Source organism: Paenibacillus sp. LPE1-1-1.1, from assembly GCF_040676435.1.
Taxonomy (GTDB): Bacteria; Bacillota; Bacilli; order Paenibacillales; family Paenibacillaceae; genus Pristimantibacillus.
Genome location: NZ_JBEGHY010000047.1, coordinates 90,213 through 104,298, shown reverse-complemented (window position 1 = coordinate 104,298; position 14,086 = coordinate 90,213). Strand labels below are relative to the sequence as shown.

Below are 14,086 nucleotides of genomic sequence, written 5' to 3'. Positions count from 1 at the left end.
AGTTTAAAATTTATACTTTCTTATATTTAAAGAAAAGAGACCTTCCACTTGGGAGGTCTCATGCATTTAGCCGTTCTTGTTATACCCGAAACAGTCCATAACCAGCAAGCGGAACAACAGGGTCCGAGTCTACCCGAAGGCCTTCCGACCGTCCATGAAACGCGACATCCACGAGCCACTGCGTAAAGCTGGCAACGTCCATGGACTCAAGCTCCTCCAGGGTAAAAAAGCCGGCGGCATCGACCTCTACCTGATCCGGAACAGGCTCTCCGCCCACATATTCCATCTCAAATGCCACATAAAGATTATGTATACTTCTAGGCTGATCGCGCAAAGCGACTATGTTTTTGACGATCGCCTGCACGCCGCATTCTTCGAATACCTCTCTTTGCACCGTATCTTGAATCGGCTCAAGCTGTTCGATGTACCCGCCCGGATTGGTCCATTTCCCTTTTCCCGGCTCCTGGGCTCTGCGAACGAGCAAGATTTTGTCGTCCTTAACGACGAGCGCTCCCACTCCGATACTATAGTTGCCCCAATGAACGAAGCTGCAGCTCGTGCACGCTCTTCTCATCGTCCCGTCGACATCGCGGGTTTCAAGCTCATGACCGCATGCCATGCAAAATTTAGCTTCCACCGTTTTCACCTCTGATTAAGCTTTTGTCTCATCAGATTATACGAATTATTTCGGCCGCTGCATAGAGCCACCGCGTTCATAACGATGGCCAATAAGCATTCCTGCGGAATCATTCGGTCGAACGCTTTTTCGCTTGGTTTGAAAGTCTGCTTCGCGTGCAGGTATAATGCCCTTATGAGCTTTCACATAGGAGGAACACGACCATGCGCTTTGTAAGCAATAACGGCATTACCGATCCGTCGCTTAATTTGGCTTTAGAGGAATATATATTGCGTTCATTGCCTGACAACGATGATTACCTGCTCTTCTATATTAACGAGCCGTCCATCATTATCGGCAAAAACCAGAACACCGCAGAAGAGATTAATTCGGATTACGTGGAGAAAAACGGCATTCATGTCGTTCGCCGGCTGTCGGGGGGCGGTGCCGTTTATCATGATTTAGGCAATCTGAATTTCAGCTTTATTATGAAGGACGACGGAAAGTCTTTTTATAACTTCAAGAAGTTCACCGAGCCTGTGGTCCGCGCGCTTCAAGAGCTCGGCGTCACTGCCGAAATGACTGGCCGCAACGATCTTCAGATCGGCGAGCGAAAAATATCCGGCAACGCGCAGTTCTCGACGCGGGGCAAGATGTTCAGCCACGGAACGCTGCTGTTTGATTCCGAAATCGAGAACGTCGTATCCGCGCTCAAGGTCAACGCCGAGAAGTACGTGTCTAAATCAACGAAGTCCATCCGCAGCCGCGTAGCGAATATCTCGGAGTTTTTGAAGGAGCCCCTGACCATCGAGCAGTTTCGGGAAAAGCTGCTTCAGTCCATCTTCGGCCAGGCGGAACAAATTCCGTTCTATGAGCTCACCGCTGAAGACTGGGTAAAGGTACGGAAGCTTGCGGATGAGCGCTACCGCAGCTGGGAATGGAACTATGGCCGCTCACCTGCCTTTAACGTGCAGCAGAAAAAACGGATCGAGGGCGCGGGAACGTTTGATGTCCGTCTCCAGGTAGAAGAAGGGCTTATCGCAGGCGCTGTCATTTACGGCGATTTCTTCGGACGAGGCGACAGCAATGAGGTTGCAAGTAAGCTCATCGGCACACGTTATGAAGCATCCGCGCTGAAGCAGCTCATCGCAGAAATTGATTTGCCGTTTTATTTCGGCCAGGTAACGGAAGAGGATTGGCTGGGCCTGCTTATCTAAGCTTCATGCAAAGCTCCCCCGCGCCGGCTGCTTCGGGGGAACTTTGCGTTCACTTTCTCGGGTCTCTAACCTTTGAATCTTTTGAAAAGATGGTTGACGGCCTTCATCATTTGTTTCTTATCTCTGTTATCCTCGCTGTCCTTATCTGCTCTCTCCAAAGCGAGCATCCCTATTCCATACCCAACAAGCGAAAGCGAAACGGAAATTTTAGCTAGATCATCCGACGTGATTTTTTTATTAGCAGCCATCGTCATTCGTAATCCCCTTTACCTCAAAATAGGAATGGTTGTATGTGATAAGCGGAATATCATTCACACAAACGTAGAAAGTCAGTCCTTCTCCGTTCTCGCTTTAATGACCGCAAACAATCCAAATAAATCGCCAATGACTAAAATAACTGCAGACCATAGCGCGAGATCCTCAGCCGATAGTTCGGTCAAATCCGATTTTGTTGTTGTTTTTGACATTCGAATTAAGCTCCTTGGTTTCCTCTGATGATATCAGCCTATGCCAGCGAACAGCATTGGGATTGGGCATATGCCGCTATGTCCTGAAAAATCGTAAACGGCAAAAACCCCCCAAGCCTTCCGCTGAGGGTACGTTATTTAGCAGCAAGGCTTTGCAAATCACTGCTGCTTCATGTAAGCAATTTATTAAAATCGGCCAGAGAAAGAGGCTTGTGATAATAAAAGCCCTGCGCTTTGTCGCAGCCCAGACGCTTCAGCTGCTCCCATTGGTCCAGCGTCTCCACGCCTTCGGCCACGACCTGCTTCCGCAGGTCATGCCCCATGGATACAATCGTTTTCACAATCGAAAGCCCGCCTTGATAAGCATCCATGTCATTTATAAAAGAACGGTCGATTTTTATGATTGCGATAGGCAGCTGTCTTAAAACGCTCAACGAGGAATACCCCGTTCCAAAATCGTCAATGGCGATGTGAATGCCTAACGCAACAAGATCATCCAGCATCTTTCTAGCCACATTCAAATTGTTGACGACCATACTCTCGGTGATTTCCAAGCATAACCGATCAGGCACCAAGCCGCTTGAACGTAAAATATCCTGCACCTTGTTCACGAAATCCGGCTGCATGAACTGTCTGGAGGAGACATTGACCGACAGCATAAAATCATCCCAGCCTTGCTCCTGCCAAAGCCTTCCTTGCTGGCAGGCCTCCGCAATGACCCATTGCCCGATTTCATTGATTAATCCCGTCTGCTCCGCAAGGGTAATAAATTCTCCTGGATGCACCATGCCAAGCTCAGGCGATTGCCAGCGAATGAGCGCCTCCGCCCCGATTAAACGCCCCGTAGCCAAATCGACCTGCGGCTGATAATAGAGTACGAACTCCTTGCGCTTCAAGGCTTGGCGAAGATGCTTCTCCAGCCTGACATCCCGCTGCACCAAAGCGATCATCTCATTCGTATACAGGCGGTATTGGTTGCCCCCGCTGTGCTTCGCATTGTACATCGCGATGTCCGCGCGCTTGATAAGGCCGTCAGAGCTGTCGTCATCGAACGGGTGAACGCTTATTCCGATGCTTCCGCCCAAATAAAAATCTTGTCCTTGCAGCGTGATCGGCAGCTGAAAGGCTTGATGGATATTTTCCGCCAGCGAGACGATTTCATCATATTCATCCGCTTTCTTGATCAAAATAATAAATTCATCGCCGCCAAGACGGGCAACCAGATGCCGCTCATCCACCGTGTTTTGCAGGCGCGCGGCAATCTCATTCAAAGCCTCGTCCCCATATTGATGGCCGAGCGTGTCGTTAATCAGCTTAAAGCGGTCCAAATCAATGAGCATGACGCCAAGCAACGCTTTTGACGATTTCACCTCTTCTAACGAAGCTTCCAGCTCTTTATTGAAATGGAAGCGGTTAGGCAGCTTAGTCAACGTATCGTGATGTGCCAAAAAATGAACGAGACGCGCTTCTTCTTTCTGCTGCGTAATGTCCCGTATAACCGCAAGCACAAATAATTCCTCGCCCTCGGCCATGCTCTCGGTATCGATCAGAATATTTCGCTTCTGCCCCTGCCGATTCATAATCGTCAGCTCGCGGTTGCGCCAGGCCGACTTTGGAAAAGACGATGCGTAAGCCTTCTTGAGGCTGTCACGCTCGCCTAAAACGATAAACTCGGAAAATGCCCGGTTATGGACCTCATTCTCCCTCTGGTAGCCAAGCACATGGAGCGCACCGGGGTTAGCTTCCTTAATCATCATATTTTTATCAAGCATTATAATGGCTGTCGGAGAGAATTGATAAAGCAGCTCATACTTTTTTTTCGCGGAAGGCAAAATATCATATTTCATATAGATACGGAGCGAAATCCCCCAAATAATCGTCGCCAAAAAAACAATCGAATCCGGAATATATAGATATGAAGAGAGCACAAAAACCAGGGCCAGCACAAAGATCGTCGCCAGCTGGTAATACAAATCCGCTTTAAACAGCACCATCCACTTTTTGCGCTCAGCGACGCTTTTCGCTTTTTTGGCGGCTGTCAGACAAATGATCACATTCAAAATGGAAAACAAGGCCAAAAACCCATACAAAAGATACATGGCCGGGGCAAAAACAGCCTGCTTCCACATCTCCTGCGATCGCACGCCTAGAAACAAAAACGATTCTCCTTTTAGGAATAGAAAGAGAAAATAAAGGAACAGCGGAGCGAAAGCAATCCCTATACTCCTTGCCACGGAGAAACGGTGATAGCTTCTCGCTGCCGTGAGATGGAACCATAGGCAGACTCCCGCAGAAGCGATAGACGCCGGATAAACCAGATAGGCAGCAACCGTCAAGGTGTACTCTGCGGATAACAGCTGCATCAGATATTGAAAGAAAATCATTAGCGCAAGCATGCAGGTCGTGAGCGAGGCAAGGCGATTCTCGACATGCTTCGCATTTCGCCTAATAATAACTAACGAAGTGTCAATCATATACAAGACTGGCAAGATAAATAATAGCAGAAGCAGTATGGATAGATTATCGCTCATATCATGTCGCCACCTCGCTTGTATAAATGAAAAAGGATAGTCGCTCTCACCAGGAAATCCTATTTTTACCGTTGCGTTTGGCCGAATAAAGCGCCTCATCCGCTAATTGAAACAGGACATCGCGGCACTCGTTTTCTTGGTGCGTATGGCAGCCTATGCTTATGGTTACTTTACGGCCTTCCATCTCCGGGAACTGCAGCTGTTCGGTTTCGATGAGCAGCCGTTCCAGGCATTCCACCACCGCTTTGGCATTCATTCTCGTGAAAATAATCGTAAATTCCTCTCCGCCATAGCGCGATGGCAAGCCGCCCTCCTGCGTGCAGTCCCTTATCAGCCTTCCTACTTTGCGAAGTACGGTATCCCCGACTGCGTGGCCATATGTATCGTTAACCGATTTGAAATTATCAATATCAATAATCGCAAGATGCAGCGGACGTTCCTCTTCATCGGCAAGAATGGTCCGCAGCTGTTCTTGGAATGTCTTATGGTTAGCTAACCCGGTAAGAGCATCCATACTCGATGCTTCTTGGACAGCTTGCTGCAGTATGCGATGCTTCTTCTCGTTGCGGAGAGCATTCTTCTCGTCCTTCATCATTTGCAGCCCACGGTTTACGATACCGAGCGCGGCAAGCGTGACGACGATGAGGAAAGAAAAGCCTACGGCCTTTTGGTAGATGGGAACCCCGTAGCGGTATTCCGGCACAAGGTTCAGAACGATCAGATAGGTTATCATCGTACTAAAGCAGGAGAATAAAACCTTGCCATAGTTAAAGTGTAAAATCGATACAAGAATCGGTAATATCATCACGATCTGCGTTCCCTGAACCTCCGTTGAGGATAAGCCGAGCGTAATTGCGCCATAGCAGGATCCCAGCGTAATAATGATGTAATCCTGCAGCCAGCTTTTTAATCGGTATATGAGTTCGGCGGCAAGCAGGATCCCGAGAATCAGACTGTTTCTCATCACCACCTGCTTCTCAAAAAATGGCTGCGAATCGATGGACTGGTCGTTCCCCACCACGGCCCATGTCGTCAAAACCGCTAGTGCGGATACGAGGCTAATCCCCCAATAAGTCCGTCTCATTAGCTTGTTCCAGCTTGAGAGATGACTAGGAGCATTGAATAATTTCCGGAGCACTCGAAACCCTCCTTCCAAGCGGTGAAACGACCTGGTTTTTGCCGGCGCGCTTCGCTTCGTACAAATAACCGTCTGCCTGCTTAAACAAGGTTTCTTTGCCAAGCCCTTTCGTATAATCCGCCATTCCGATGCTGATCGTCACGCTTTGATGATCAAGCTCCGGAAAGACGGTCGATGCGAGGCGCTCCCGGATTTGCTCTAACAACTCATGGCTCTGCTTGATCGTTTTCCCCGTCAATAACAAGACAAACTCTTCCCCGCCATACCTGGCGGCCACATCCTCGCTGGAAATCGATGATTTTAGAAGCAAAGCCGTTTCCTGCAGTACGATGTCCCCGACATGATGTCCGAATCGATCGTTGATGCCTTTAAAATTATCGATATCAAGTGCGGCGAGCTGCAGCGGCATATCATATGCATCATGCTGGCCCGTAAGCGCGGTTAAGTATTCCTGGTAAGTAATATGGTTGTATAGATTCGTTAAGTGATCGTATTTGGAGGCATTTTGGGTGGCAACGGAATCTACGAATGCGTCGATCTCGGAGCTTACGGCCCGCTCCAGCGATTGCTGCAGTTCATTCCCTCGTTTCAAAATGGCAAGCCCAATGACACCGCTTCCGATAATCATGCCGGTTACCGCTATTAAATCATATCGGTTGACTTGATCCCTTAGCGTATCCACACAGGCCAGAAGCGCGAAATAACTTCCGAGGGTGAGCAGCATCACGAACAGTAAACGCCGCTTGCTGAAATAAAACAAAGAAACAATGATTGGAATCTCGAGACTCATATAAAGCCCCTGAATATCTTTTCCGAAGGCAAACATAATCACCAGCGCAAATACGTAGCCCATCGTTATTAGCACAAAATCGAAATACTGTTTCATAAAGCGGAATAATCCTTCAGCCAGCAAGAGAGAGACAACCAAATAGGCAGCGGCCTTCAAATACCCCGAAGGAACCAACGGACCTTCCGTCCAAACCTCCGACCCGAATGTGATAAGATGTATGCTTTCGGCTAATACCAGAACAAGAATGGAAAGCAGCCAATAAAAGTAGAGAACCCAACGGTTCCATGATAGATTATTCTTGTAACGGGTCAGCGCCAGCGTGAGTCACCACTTTGCAGTTAATAGGATCAGTTTTGCGTTTCACATTTTTATCCAAGCTGTAAGACTATTATAGTGCTTATATATCGACAGGACAATCAATTATCCGATATTCTCTAGTGTTTCAGACCCAAGAAAACTGTCGAAATTCGACGCATGATACGACTTTTCTCCTAATCGCCTTTATAACCGATTCCGTTACGTATAAGTTGGACAAGAAAAAAGAACGATGAAACAGAAACTATCTCTGCTTAATCGTCCTTCTTTTCACGAATCTATTCGTTTCCGCTATGACAACCGCTTAATCCTTCAAGAAAAACTGCATCGTCATGTCTGAAAAACCAGGCAAATCCTCATGCCCGAAATCCGGATAAATCTCCATGCGCTTCGCGGCCGTTATTTTATTGTAAACCGCGAACTGCGTGGATGGCGGGCAGATGGTATCCATTAAGCCCGTTGCAAACAAAACCTCTCCGCGAATACGAGGTGCCAAAAACTGGATGTCAATATAACCCAGCTTCGTAAAAATCTCATCCTCCCGCTTATGCTGCGGATCGAAATGCCGAAAGAAGGTACGCAGCTCCGCGTAAGCATCCTTAGCCAAATCCATTTGCCATACGCGGCGATAGTCGCTCAAAAACGGAAAAACAGGCGCGAGCTTCTTAATTCTTGGTTCAAGCGCCGCGCAGGCCAGCGTTAGGGCTCCGCCCTGTGAGCCGCCCATCGCCATCACGCGCTCCGGATCAACCTCGGGCATTTGCATGGCAATGCCTGCAAGCTGCGCGGTATCGAGGAAGATATGGCGGAATAGCAGCTGGTCGGGATGATCATTCAAACCGCGAATAATATGTCCTTGCTGCGTCGTTCCTTTGACACCGCCGGTGTCTTCCGAGGAGCCACCCTGACCTCGGCAGTCCAATGAAAAGAAGGAGTATCCGAGAGCGGCATATCCCAACTTATCCTGCCACTGGCCGGAATGGCCCGAGTACCCGTGAAATTGCAAAACGGCTGGATGCGGCTCCGATACGTTTTTGGGCTTTATGTATTTTGCGTGGATCCGCGCGCCTCGTACTCCCGTGAAGTATAAATCGAAGCACTCCGCATACGGTACCTGAAAGCTGCTCGGCACCAGCTCGATTTGCGGATCTACCGCTTTCATCTCGGCAAGCGCCCTCTCCCAGTACGCATCGAAGTCAGCAGGGCGCGGACTTATTCCCTCATAGCTTCTTAATTGCTCCAAAGACATGTCAACTAACGGCATTTCGACTACCTCCTATGAATATCGAATAAGAATGGGCCATACTCTCGCTCTTGAAAGCGTTATTTTTATTTTAATCGATAGACAGCATAATGGAATAGCAAATCGCCGTTTTTCACCCGAAAACAAAAAAAAGCCCGTACGCTTCGCCTTTCAGCGAAATGCGGGCTTTCTCATTTACTCCGACTATTGAGGCTTATCCTCTACTTCGTCGTATTTCGGCCTTTGGCTGCGCTCCCACCTTTGAATGCAGTGCTGCCTTTCGTCATGTTCGCGCTTCTCGCGTTTGGCGTACCGCCAGCTTCGGCTTTGCCTTTCTCACCCTCAGCGCCTTTAGCGCCTTGGTTTCGGCCAAATACCTTTTTCGCTAATTTCTTCTTTTCTCCGGCTTGCCAGCGGTTCCAGCCCTTTTTATCCGTTCCTCTTCCCGTTCCGCCCTTGCCCTTTGCACTGCTCATATCATCACTCCATCATGTCTTCTATCCGAGTTAAACTTCATAAAATGCAGTCGAAGCATCTATCAGAATCTTATTCCTCGCAATCATTATTTATCAGTATACCATTAAACTACCGCTTGAATTCTTAAGATGGCTTTTAAATTTGAAATACTCCCCAGTAAGCGCTGCTTGGCGTCTCTGGTTTCGATGCGCAAGCGCAGCCAAAAAAGGATCCTGTATGTGATTAAAACTAAGCGCTCGTTAGTTTTAATCACATGCAGGATCCAGGCAACTTTTGCTTATGTTCAACATAGACTCTCAATAAGCATGAACCGTATTACTCATTATTTTACATACGATGCTTTTATGGCGCTCAGCCCTTGCAATGATTTCTTTTAAGGCAGTTAAGGTTTCTCTTGCATGCACCAAATAGTGCTCATCTCCAAAAAGCATGTACAGTCGCATATAATCATTATATTCATCCAGCCATTCATTGAAGTAAGAAGAGGTCATTCCCATCACTCCCTTAATTCGATTATAAATCACGAACATTAATCTTTCATGAGAATAATATGAAGAAAAGCTTAGACAATCTAGCGATTCACTACTTATAGTATATTTCTAAATTTTCAGAATATTCCCTGAATACTTTACACGCCCTTAATAATTCCCTGCTATGATGTGGGTAATTAATCAGAATGGGAGGAAAGCACAATGGGAGCTATCGTCTTCGTCATTCTTATCCTTTTCATCATCCTAGCAGTCATAAAAGCGATTACAACACCTGGTGACCGCAAAAGAAACAGTCATCACGGCGGTGATTCGTCAGCCGGAGATAGCGGCAGCGACAGCGGAGGAGATTCGGGCTGCGGCGGAGGCGGTGATTAACCGCGAATCCGTTTAATTATTCCCCTCCTTCTATTAAATAGGAAAAAAGAATAAATATAAAGAGAAATTTCAGTAGTAATTGTTTCCTATTTTATTACATAGAGTACTTAAGATTAGCAAGTATGGGAATTCGTCTCTTTTTCTGGCTTACCCATTACTGCAAATCGAATGGGAGCTGTCTTCCAAGGTGTTTCACCCTGGAAGACAGCTCCCATTTATTTTGGATTATATCCCTTATTGGTCAGCAGGATAACGCAAGCCCCACTGCTTTCTGATAGTATCGAGCGTAGTCATAATCGCAAGCGTCTCATCCAATGGAATAACGGAGCTTTCCAGCCTGCCCTCGCGCAGCGCATTCATCGCTTCTTCGGCTTCGAATGCATAACCCTCGGCTTCGCGGTCATCCACGTAGGATTCGGCATCCGTATTCTTCACGTGAAGGCTGGCCGATTTGCCAAACAAGAAGTTAGGAGCATGTATATACCCTTTTGTCCCGTAAATGTAGGCATCGCTGACCATCCCGAGCTGGACCGCTCCATTCAGCGCCGCGGCACGTCCGCCCTCATATTCAAATAACAGCGAAAATTGCTCGTCCACGCCTGTTTCGCCAATTCGGGCACTGCTCATTATTTTTGTTGGAGCCTCGCCATAGATTAAGGAAGCAAAGGAGACCGGATAAATTCCCGCATCCAGGAGCGCCCCGCCGCCAAGCGCGGGATCAAGCAGCCGGCTCTCCGGCGCCCATCCGATATCGAAGCCAAAATCGGCTTTGACCAATCGCACCTCGCCAATTTTATCCGCCGCGATCCATTCCATTATTTTGCGGATCGGCGGCAAGAACCGCGTCCACATCGCTTCCATAAGGAAGACCTTTTTCTCCCTGGCCAAATCAATGATTTCCTTCGCTTCAGCCGCGTTCATCGTAAACGGCTTCTCGCAAAGCACGGCTTTGCCGGCGCGCAATAAAGCAAGCACATTTTCTTTATGTATCGGATGCAAGGTTCCTACATATACAATATCGACATCTGCGTCTTGGGCCAGCTCATCCACGCTGCCGTACGCACGGGGAATATTGAACTCTTTGGCAAAACGTTCAGACTTCTCCAAGCTTCTTCCGCCTACCGCAATGAGCTCGGCGCCTTTGGCAAAAGCCAAATCTTTAGCAAATTTCGATGAAATCCAGCCTGGGCCCAAAATTCCCCATTTAATCGTTTGTAGAGACATTACTCCATTCACTCCTCAGAATAAAATAATAAAATGATGCAGATTAAAACTTTCAGTTCAGATGCCTATCGCAACTACGGGGAATGTTTGGACTTCCGGCCGCTGTTGTCTCCAGATTTCTTTTATTATACCGATCACACGGTTGAAATCTGGAGACAAAGGCGGACGCTATCGCTCCTCCAGTTCCAAACTTCCCCTTCGTTCCTTATGCTCTGATAATGAAACGATAACTTTCCTATCCTTAATTATACAGTTAATCAAAGCAAGAAAGCGAATTCATTATATGCAATGGCCGTTATGCAAGCATGTCGATTCTAGCCTTGAGCGCCGTCGGCCCAATGGAGCGCATTCCGTATGGCTGCTTGGTATTCCTGCTGCTGCAGCACAGGCAGAAAATGCCCCGGCGTAAGCACGCATACCCGGCCTTTGCCCTGCTCTCTCTGCCACCCGGCCGGCTGCGTGCCGTGCTCCGACTCGGAAGTCATGAATACTTGAATGCGTTCATCCGTAACCTCCATAAAATAATGCTCGTCATGCACGGAGAAACCTTCCTGCTCTTCCGCGAGGCCAAACGCTTTATCGGTATAAGCAATCTTCACGGGACAAGCCTCCGGATGATGCTGGAATACGCCCCCAACAAGCTCGAAGAATACGGGCTGATCCCGGTAGCCCACCGTTCCGGCATGCAGAACGAGCAGTCCCTTCCCGCCCTCGACATAGCGCCGGAACTGCTGCTGGATTTCCTCTGTCAGCCATGGCGTTTTATCCGAGGCCGAAATTTGATTTGATTTGGCAAGCACTACAGCATCCTGCTGCTCCATCCACGCTGGCGACCACTCGGATGCATGATGGATATATTGAAAGCTAAATCCAAGCTCGCTTAGAGGCTCCAATCCTGCTTTTATGAGCGTTCCCGGGTGCCAATAATCATCGCAAACCACGCCAATCTTCATCCTTATCGTTCCTCGTTTCTATGATATGTTTCTTCAAATTATAAACGTTTTCAGAGCATATATCTTCCTTTTCCTTGGAAAACAATTGCTATCCCCTTATCGGTGCGTTGCTTTAGCAAAGACGATAAAGAAAAGCATAATTTCGCCCAGAATGACATGAGGGGAGGCCGTTATGAATAAATCTAAAGCAAACAACGCGCCCAGCAAACCCAGTAACGAAAGAATAACGCTGAGCTTTGGCTTAAGATGCTCGAAGCGGTAGGCATACAGGACGAACATAACCGACCCGAAATATAAAAGCACGGATCCGAAAATAAAGCCAAGCATAAATAAATATTCGAGCTGGTTCAGAAACAAGAGCTGAATGGAAGCCGCAATCATGCTAAGCGATAAATAGATGAACAGATGCCCGTACATAATGGTCTGCCCTGCCGTCCGCTTCGCTTTGTCCACATTCTTCTCCACGTTCTCGAAATACTGCCACCAGATTCCTATTACTAATACGAAAGCCATTGCAGCAAACAAAATGGAGGACACCGTTAATTCATCGGACTGCAGCACGGAAAGCATGCTGATTACGGATTCGCCAAGCAAAATCAATGTAAAGAGAGCGAACCTCTCTAATAGATGTGCCGTGTGAACAGGCGTTTTTACCAAATGCTTTCGTCCAATCAAAGGAACGAGGATATCAATGGCAATGCCCGCATACAAAATGGCATAGCGAACCCACGAATCAAAAAAGAGTGAGAAAGCCGAAATGGCAATGCCGAGCCAAAAGTAGGTTCCAAAGAAACGCGCAGTGTCCCTTCTGCCCCCTACTTCTACTTTTTGCGTAATCACATATTGCACGGCAGTTAATACCCGGGAGCCGATATACCCGACAAAGAAAGGAATATAATAAGCATCAAAATCCACGTTTAAACTGGCTGTCATAATTAATACAAAAAACAATTGAAGGATCATGAATACCCGATGCAAAGAAAGGTCACGGCCAAAACGATTATTATATACCGTTTGCCCGACCCACGCCCACCAGATCGGAATGAAAATGAGAACGAATTTGGACAGATGCTCCGCCGAAATGGTTCCATGCTCGACATGCAATAAAACATGCGTGGCTTTCGAGATCGCAGCAACAAATAATAAATCATAAAACAGCTCCAGCCAGGTTACCTTTTTCTCATGCATTGGTTCACGGGCTCCTCTCAGTGATCGCGCTTGGACTGTAAGCCAACCGACATGGCTGCCAGCGCAGTTATTATCTTCAATTTAAATATCTTAAATTAAAGATAATAGAATTAAAACTTATTGTCAAGTATTTTTTGGGAATATTGGATTAGTACGAGCAGCGCCAAGCGTAAGCGGTTAGCACAATGACAAGTAAAATCGTATAAATGTTTATGGAAAGAAAAAAAGCCAGACGCAAGACTGCATCTGACTTTTCCCAATGACCGAGCCGCACCTGCCGCTTCGGTTATAGATATTGCTGTAAATTGCGGAAACTGATCGCCAAGCTTTCAAACGGATCGCGCCTGCATACGTCCTGCTCCACAACGTACCATTCCACGCCTATTTCCCGGCATGCGGCAATGATTGCTTTGAAATTCAAGTTGCCTTCGCCGATCTCCGCGAATACCTGCTGGTAATCCACGATTTCCAAATCCTTGAGATGGACAACCCCCATACGGCCCTTCACCTGTTGGATAGCATCTACCGGATTTACCCCGCCGACATGCACCCAGTAGGTATCGAGCTCGAAGCCTACGGCTGACGGATCCGTTTCCTCCTGCAAAATAGCCATGCCGGTTCTGCCCTCGAACTTTTGGTATTCGAACTGATGATTATGATAAATAAATTGCAAATCATGCTCCTTAAGCTTTTGCCCGATCTCCGTTGCCGTCTTGGCAAAGCTTAAATAACCCTCCGCGCTGCCGCGGTTCTCGTCCGGCAGGCTTCCAAGCCCAACATATTTGCAATCCCAAAGCTTATGCTTCTTAACCGTGTTATCAAAATCATTAACCAGCGAATCCAGGCTGACATGCGTCGCGCAGATCCGAAGTCCCGCCGCATCCACTAATTCTTTTACTTTCTCCGGAGCAATGGGGCCGATGCCGGATACCTGCACCGCTTGATAACCTATTTCCTTCACCTTGCGCAGCGACTGCTCCAAATCCGCTTCCGTCTTGCAGTAGTCCCGCAATGTGTACAGCTGTACAGCAATATTCGATAAATTCATGCCTTCGCCGCCT

14 protein-coding genes and 1 pseudogene are annotated in these 14,086 nt (G+C 47.7%); 2 read left to right on the top strand and 13 right to left on the bottom strand.

Annotation, left to right across the window (positions count from 1 at the left end):
• Window positions 1-79: 79 nt before the first annotated feature.
• Window positions 80-637, bottom strand: coding sequence for an NUDIX hydrolase (locus MRBLPE1_RS32420; protein ID WP_364154482.1), 558 nt, complete (start codon window positions 635-637; stop codon window positions 80-82).
• Between the two features lie 203 nt (window positions 638-840).
• On the opposite strand from MRBLPE1_RS32420, the gene MRBLPE1_RS32415 reads away from it, so the two are divergent.
• A complete protein-coding gene (locus MRBLPE1_RS32415) occupies window positions 841-1,833 on the top strand; it encodes a lipoate--protein ligase (protein ID WP_364154479.1) in 993 nt (330 codons plus the stop codon).
• Window positions 1,834-1,898: 65 nt separating this feature from the next.
• Here the strand turns inward: MRBLPE1_RS32415 and MRBLPE1_RS32410 are convergent, their stop codons facing one another.
• The 8 genes and pseudogenes from MRBLPE1_RS32410 to MRBLPE1_RS32375 all read right to left on the bottom strand — a co-directional run bounded on the left by MRBLPE1_RS32410 (window position 1,899) and on the right by MRBLPE1_RS32375 (window position 9,285).
• On the bottom strand, window positions 1,899-2,081 hold the full coding sequence (locus MRBLPE1_RS32410; protein WP_364154477.1) for a hypothetical protein: 183 nt from the start codon (window positions 2,079-2,081) through the stop codon (window positions 1,899-1,901).
• Between the two features lie 81 nt (window positions 2,082-2,162).
• The gene (locus MRBLPE1_RS32405) at window positions 2,163-2,300 is read right to left on the bottom strand and encodes a hypothetical protein (protein ID WP_364154475.1); all 138 of its coding nucleotides are present in this window, start codon (window positions 2,298-2,300) and stop codon (window positions 2,163-2,165) included.
• A gap of 170 nt (window positions 2,301-2,470) precedes the next feature.
• A complete protein-coding gene (locus tag MRBLPE1_RS32400) occupies window positions 2,471-4,831 on the bottom strand; it encodes an EAL domain-containing protein (protein ID WP_364154473.1) in 2,361 nt (786 codons plus the stop codon).
• A 46-nt stretch (window positions 4,832-4,877) separates the two neighbouring features.
• Window positions 4,878-5,969, bottom strand: a complete 1,092-nt coding sequence (locus MRBLPE1_RS32395; RefSeq protein ID WP_364154470.1) for a GGDEF domain-containing protein — start codon at window positions 5,967-5,969, stop codon at window positions 4,878-4,880.
• Window positions 5,941-6,855, bottom strand: coding sequence for a GGDEF domain-containing protein (locus MRBLPE1_RS32390; RefSeq protein ID WP_364154468.1), 915 nt, complete (start codon window positions 6,853-6,855; stop codon window positions 5,941-5,943). The genes MRBLPE1_RS32395 and MRBLPE1_RS32390 overlap by 29 nt, the downstream gene beginning before the upstream one ends.
• Window positions 6,856-7,378: 523 nt before the next feature.
• Window positions 7,379-8,338, bottom strand: coding sequence for an alpha/beta fold hydrolase (locus MRBLPE1_RS32385; protein WP_364154465.1), 960 nt, complete (start codon window positions 8,336-8,338; stop codon window positions 7,379-7,381).
• Between the two features lie 370 nt (window positions 8,339-8,708).
• Window positions 8,709-8,793: pseudogene (locus tag MRBLPE1_RS32380) on the bottom strand (DUF3934 family protein); the annotation flags it as partial.
• A 297-nt stretch (window positions 8,794-9,090) separates the two neighbouring features.
• Complete coding sequence (locus MRBLPE1_RS32375; RefSeq protein WP_364154462.1) at window positions 9,091-9,285, bottom strand: hypothetical protein; 195 nt, start codon at window positions 9,283-9,285, stop codon at window positions 9,091-9,093.
• Window positions 9,286-9,486: 201 nt separating this feature from the next.
• On the opposite strand from MRBLPE1_RS32375, the gene MRBLPE1_RS32370 reads away from it, so the two are divergent.
• The gene (locus tag MRBLPE1_RS32370) at window positions 9,487-9,660 is read left to right on the top strand and encodes a hypothetical protein (protein WP_364154459.1); all 174 of its coding nucleotides are present in this window, start codon (window positions 9,487-9,489) and stop codon (window positions 9,658-9,660) included.
• Between the two features lie 234 nt (window positions 9,661-9,894).
• On the opposite strand, the gene MRBLPE1_RS32365 is transcribed toward MRBLPE1_RS32370, so the two are convergent.
• The 4 genes from MRBLPE1_RS32365 to MRBLPE1_RS32350 all read right to left on the bottom strand — a co-directional run bounded on the left by MRBLPE1_RS32365 (window position 9,895) and on the right by MRBLPE1_RS32350 (window position 14,073).
• Complete coding sequence (locus MRBLPE1_RS32365) at window positions 9,895-10,884, bottom strand: Gfo/Idh/MocA family protein (RefSeq protein WP_364154457.1); 990 nt, start codon at window positions 10,882-10,884, stop codon at window positions 9,895-9,897.
• 314 nt (window positions 10,885-11,198) lie between these two features.
• The gene (locus MRBLPE1_RS32360) at window positions 11,199-11,837 is read right to left on the bottom strand and encodes a ThuA domain-containing protein (RefSeq protein WP_364154454.1); all 639 of its coding nucleotides are present in this window, start codon (window positions 11,835-11,837) and stop codon (window positions 11,199-11,201) included.
• Window positions 11,838-11,933: 96 nt separating this feature from the next.
• Window positions 11,934-13,025, bottom strand: coding sequence for a low temperature requirement protein A (locus MRBLPE1_RS32355; RefSeq protein WP_364154451.1), 1,092 nt, complete (start codon window positions 13,023-13,025; stop codon window positions 11,934-11,936).
• Window positions 13,026-13,311: 286 nt separating this feature from the next.
• Entirely contained in the window at window positions 13,312-14,073 is a 762-nt protein-coding gene (locus MRBLPE1_RS32350; RefSeq protein ID WP_364154448.1) for a sugar phosphate isomerase/epimerase family protein, read from the bottom strand.
• Window positions 14,074-14,086 lie beyond the last annotated feature (13 nt).

Excerpts from the sequence above, each read along its gene's own strand:
- MRBLPE1_RS32415 (WP_364154479.1), top strand. The coding sequence starts at position 841 with ATGCGCTTTGTAAGCAATAACGGCATTACCGATCCGTCGCTTAATTTG.
- MRBLPE1_RS32410 (WP_364154477.1), bottom strand. The coding sequence starts at position 2,081 with ATGGCTGCTAATAAAAAAATCACGTCGGATGATCTAGCTAAAATTTCC.
- MRBLPE1_RS32405 (WP_364154475.1), bottom strand. The coding sequence starts at position 2,300 with ATGTCAAAAACAACAACAAAATCGGATTTGACCGAACTATCGGCTGAG.
- MRBLPE1_RS32400 (WP_364154473.1), bottom strand. The coding sequence starts at position 4,831 with ATGAGCGATAATCTATCCATACTGCTTCTGCTATTATTTATCTTGCCA.
- MRBLPE1_RS32390 (WP_364154468.1), bottom strand. The coding sequence starts at position 6,855 with ATGAAACAGTATTTCGATTTTGTGCTAATAACGATGGGCTACGTATTT.
- MRBLPE1_RS32385 (WP_364154465.1), bottom strand. The coding sequence starts at position 8,338 with ATGCCGTTAGTTGACATGTCTTTGGAGCAATTAAGAAGCTATGAGGGA.
- MRBLPE1_RS32375 (WP_364154462.1), bottom strand. The coding sequence starts at position 9,285 with ATGACCTCTTCTTACTTCAATGAATGGCTGGATGAATATAATGATTAT.
- MRBLPE1_RS32370 (WP_364154459.1), top strand. The coding sequence starts at position 9,487 with ATGGGAGCTATCGTCTTCGTCATTCTTATCCTTTTCATCATCCTAGCA.
- MRBLPE1_RS32365 (WP_364154457.1), bottom strand. The coding sequence starts at position 10,884 with ATGTCTCTACAAACGATTAAATGGGGAATTTTGGGCCCAGGCTGGATT.
- MRBLPE1_RS32360 (WP_364154454.1), bottom strand. The coding sequence starts at position 11,837 with ATGAAGATTGGCGTGGTTTGCGATGATTATTGGCACCCGGGAACGCTC.
- MRBLPE1_RS32355 (WP_364154451.1), bottom strand. The coding sequence starts at position 13,025 with ATGCATGAGAAAAAGGTAACCTGGCTGGAGCTGTTTTATGATTTATTA.
- MRBLPE1_RS32350 (WP_364154448.1), bottom strand. The coding sequence starts at position 14,073 with ATGAATTTATCGAATATTGCTGTACAGCTGTACACATTGCGGGACTAC.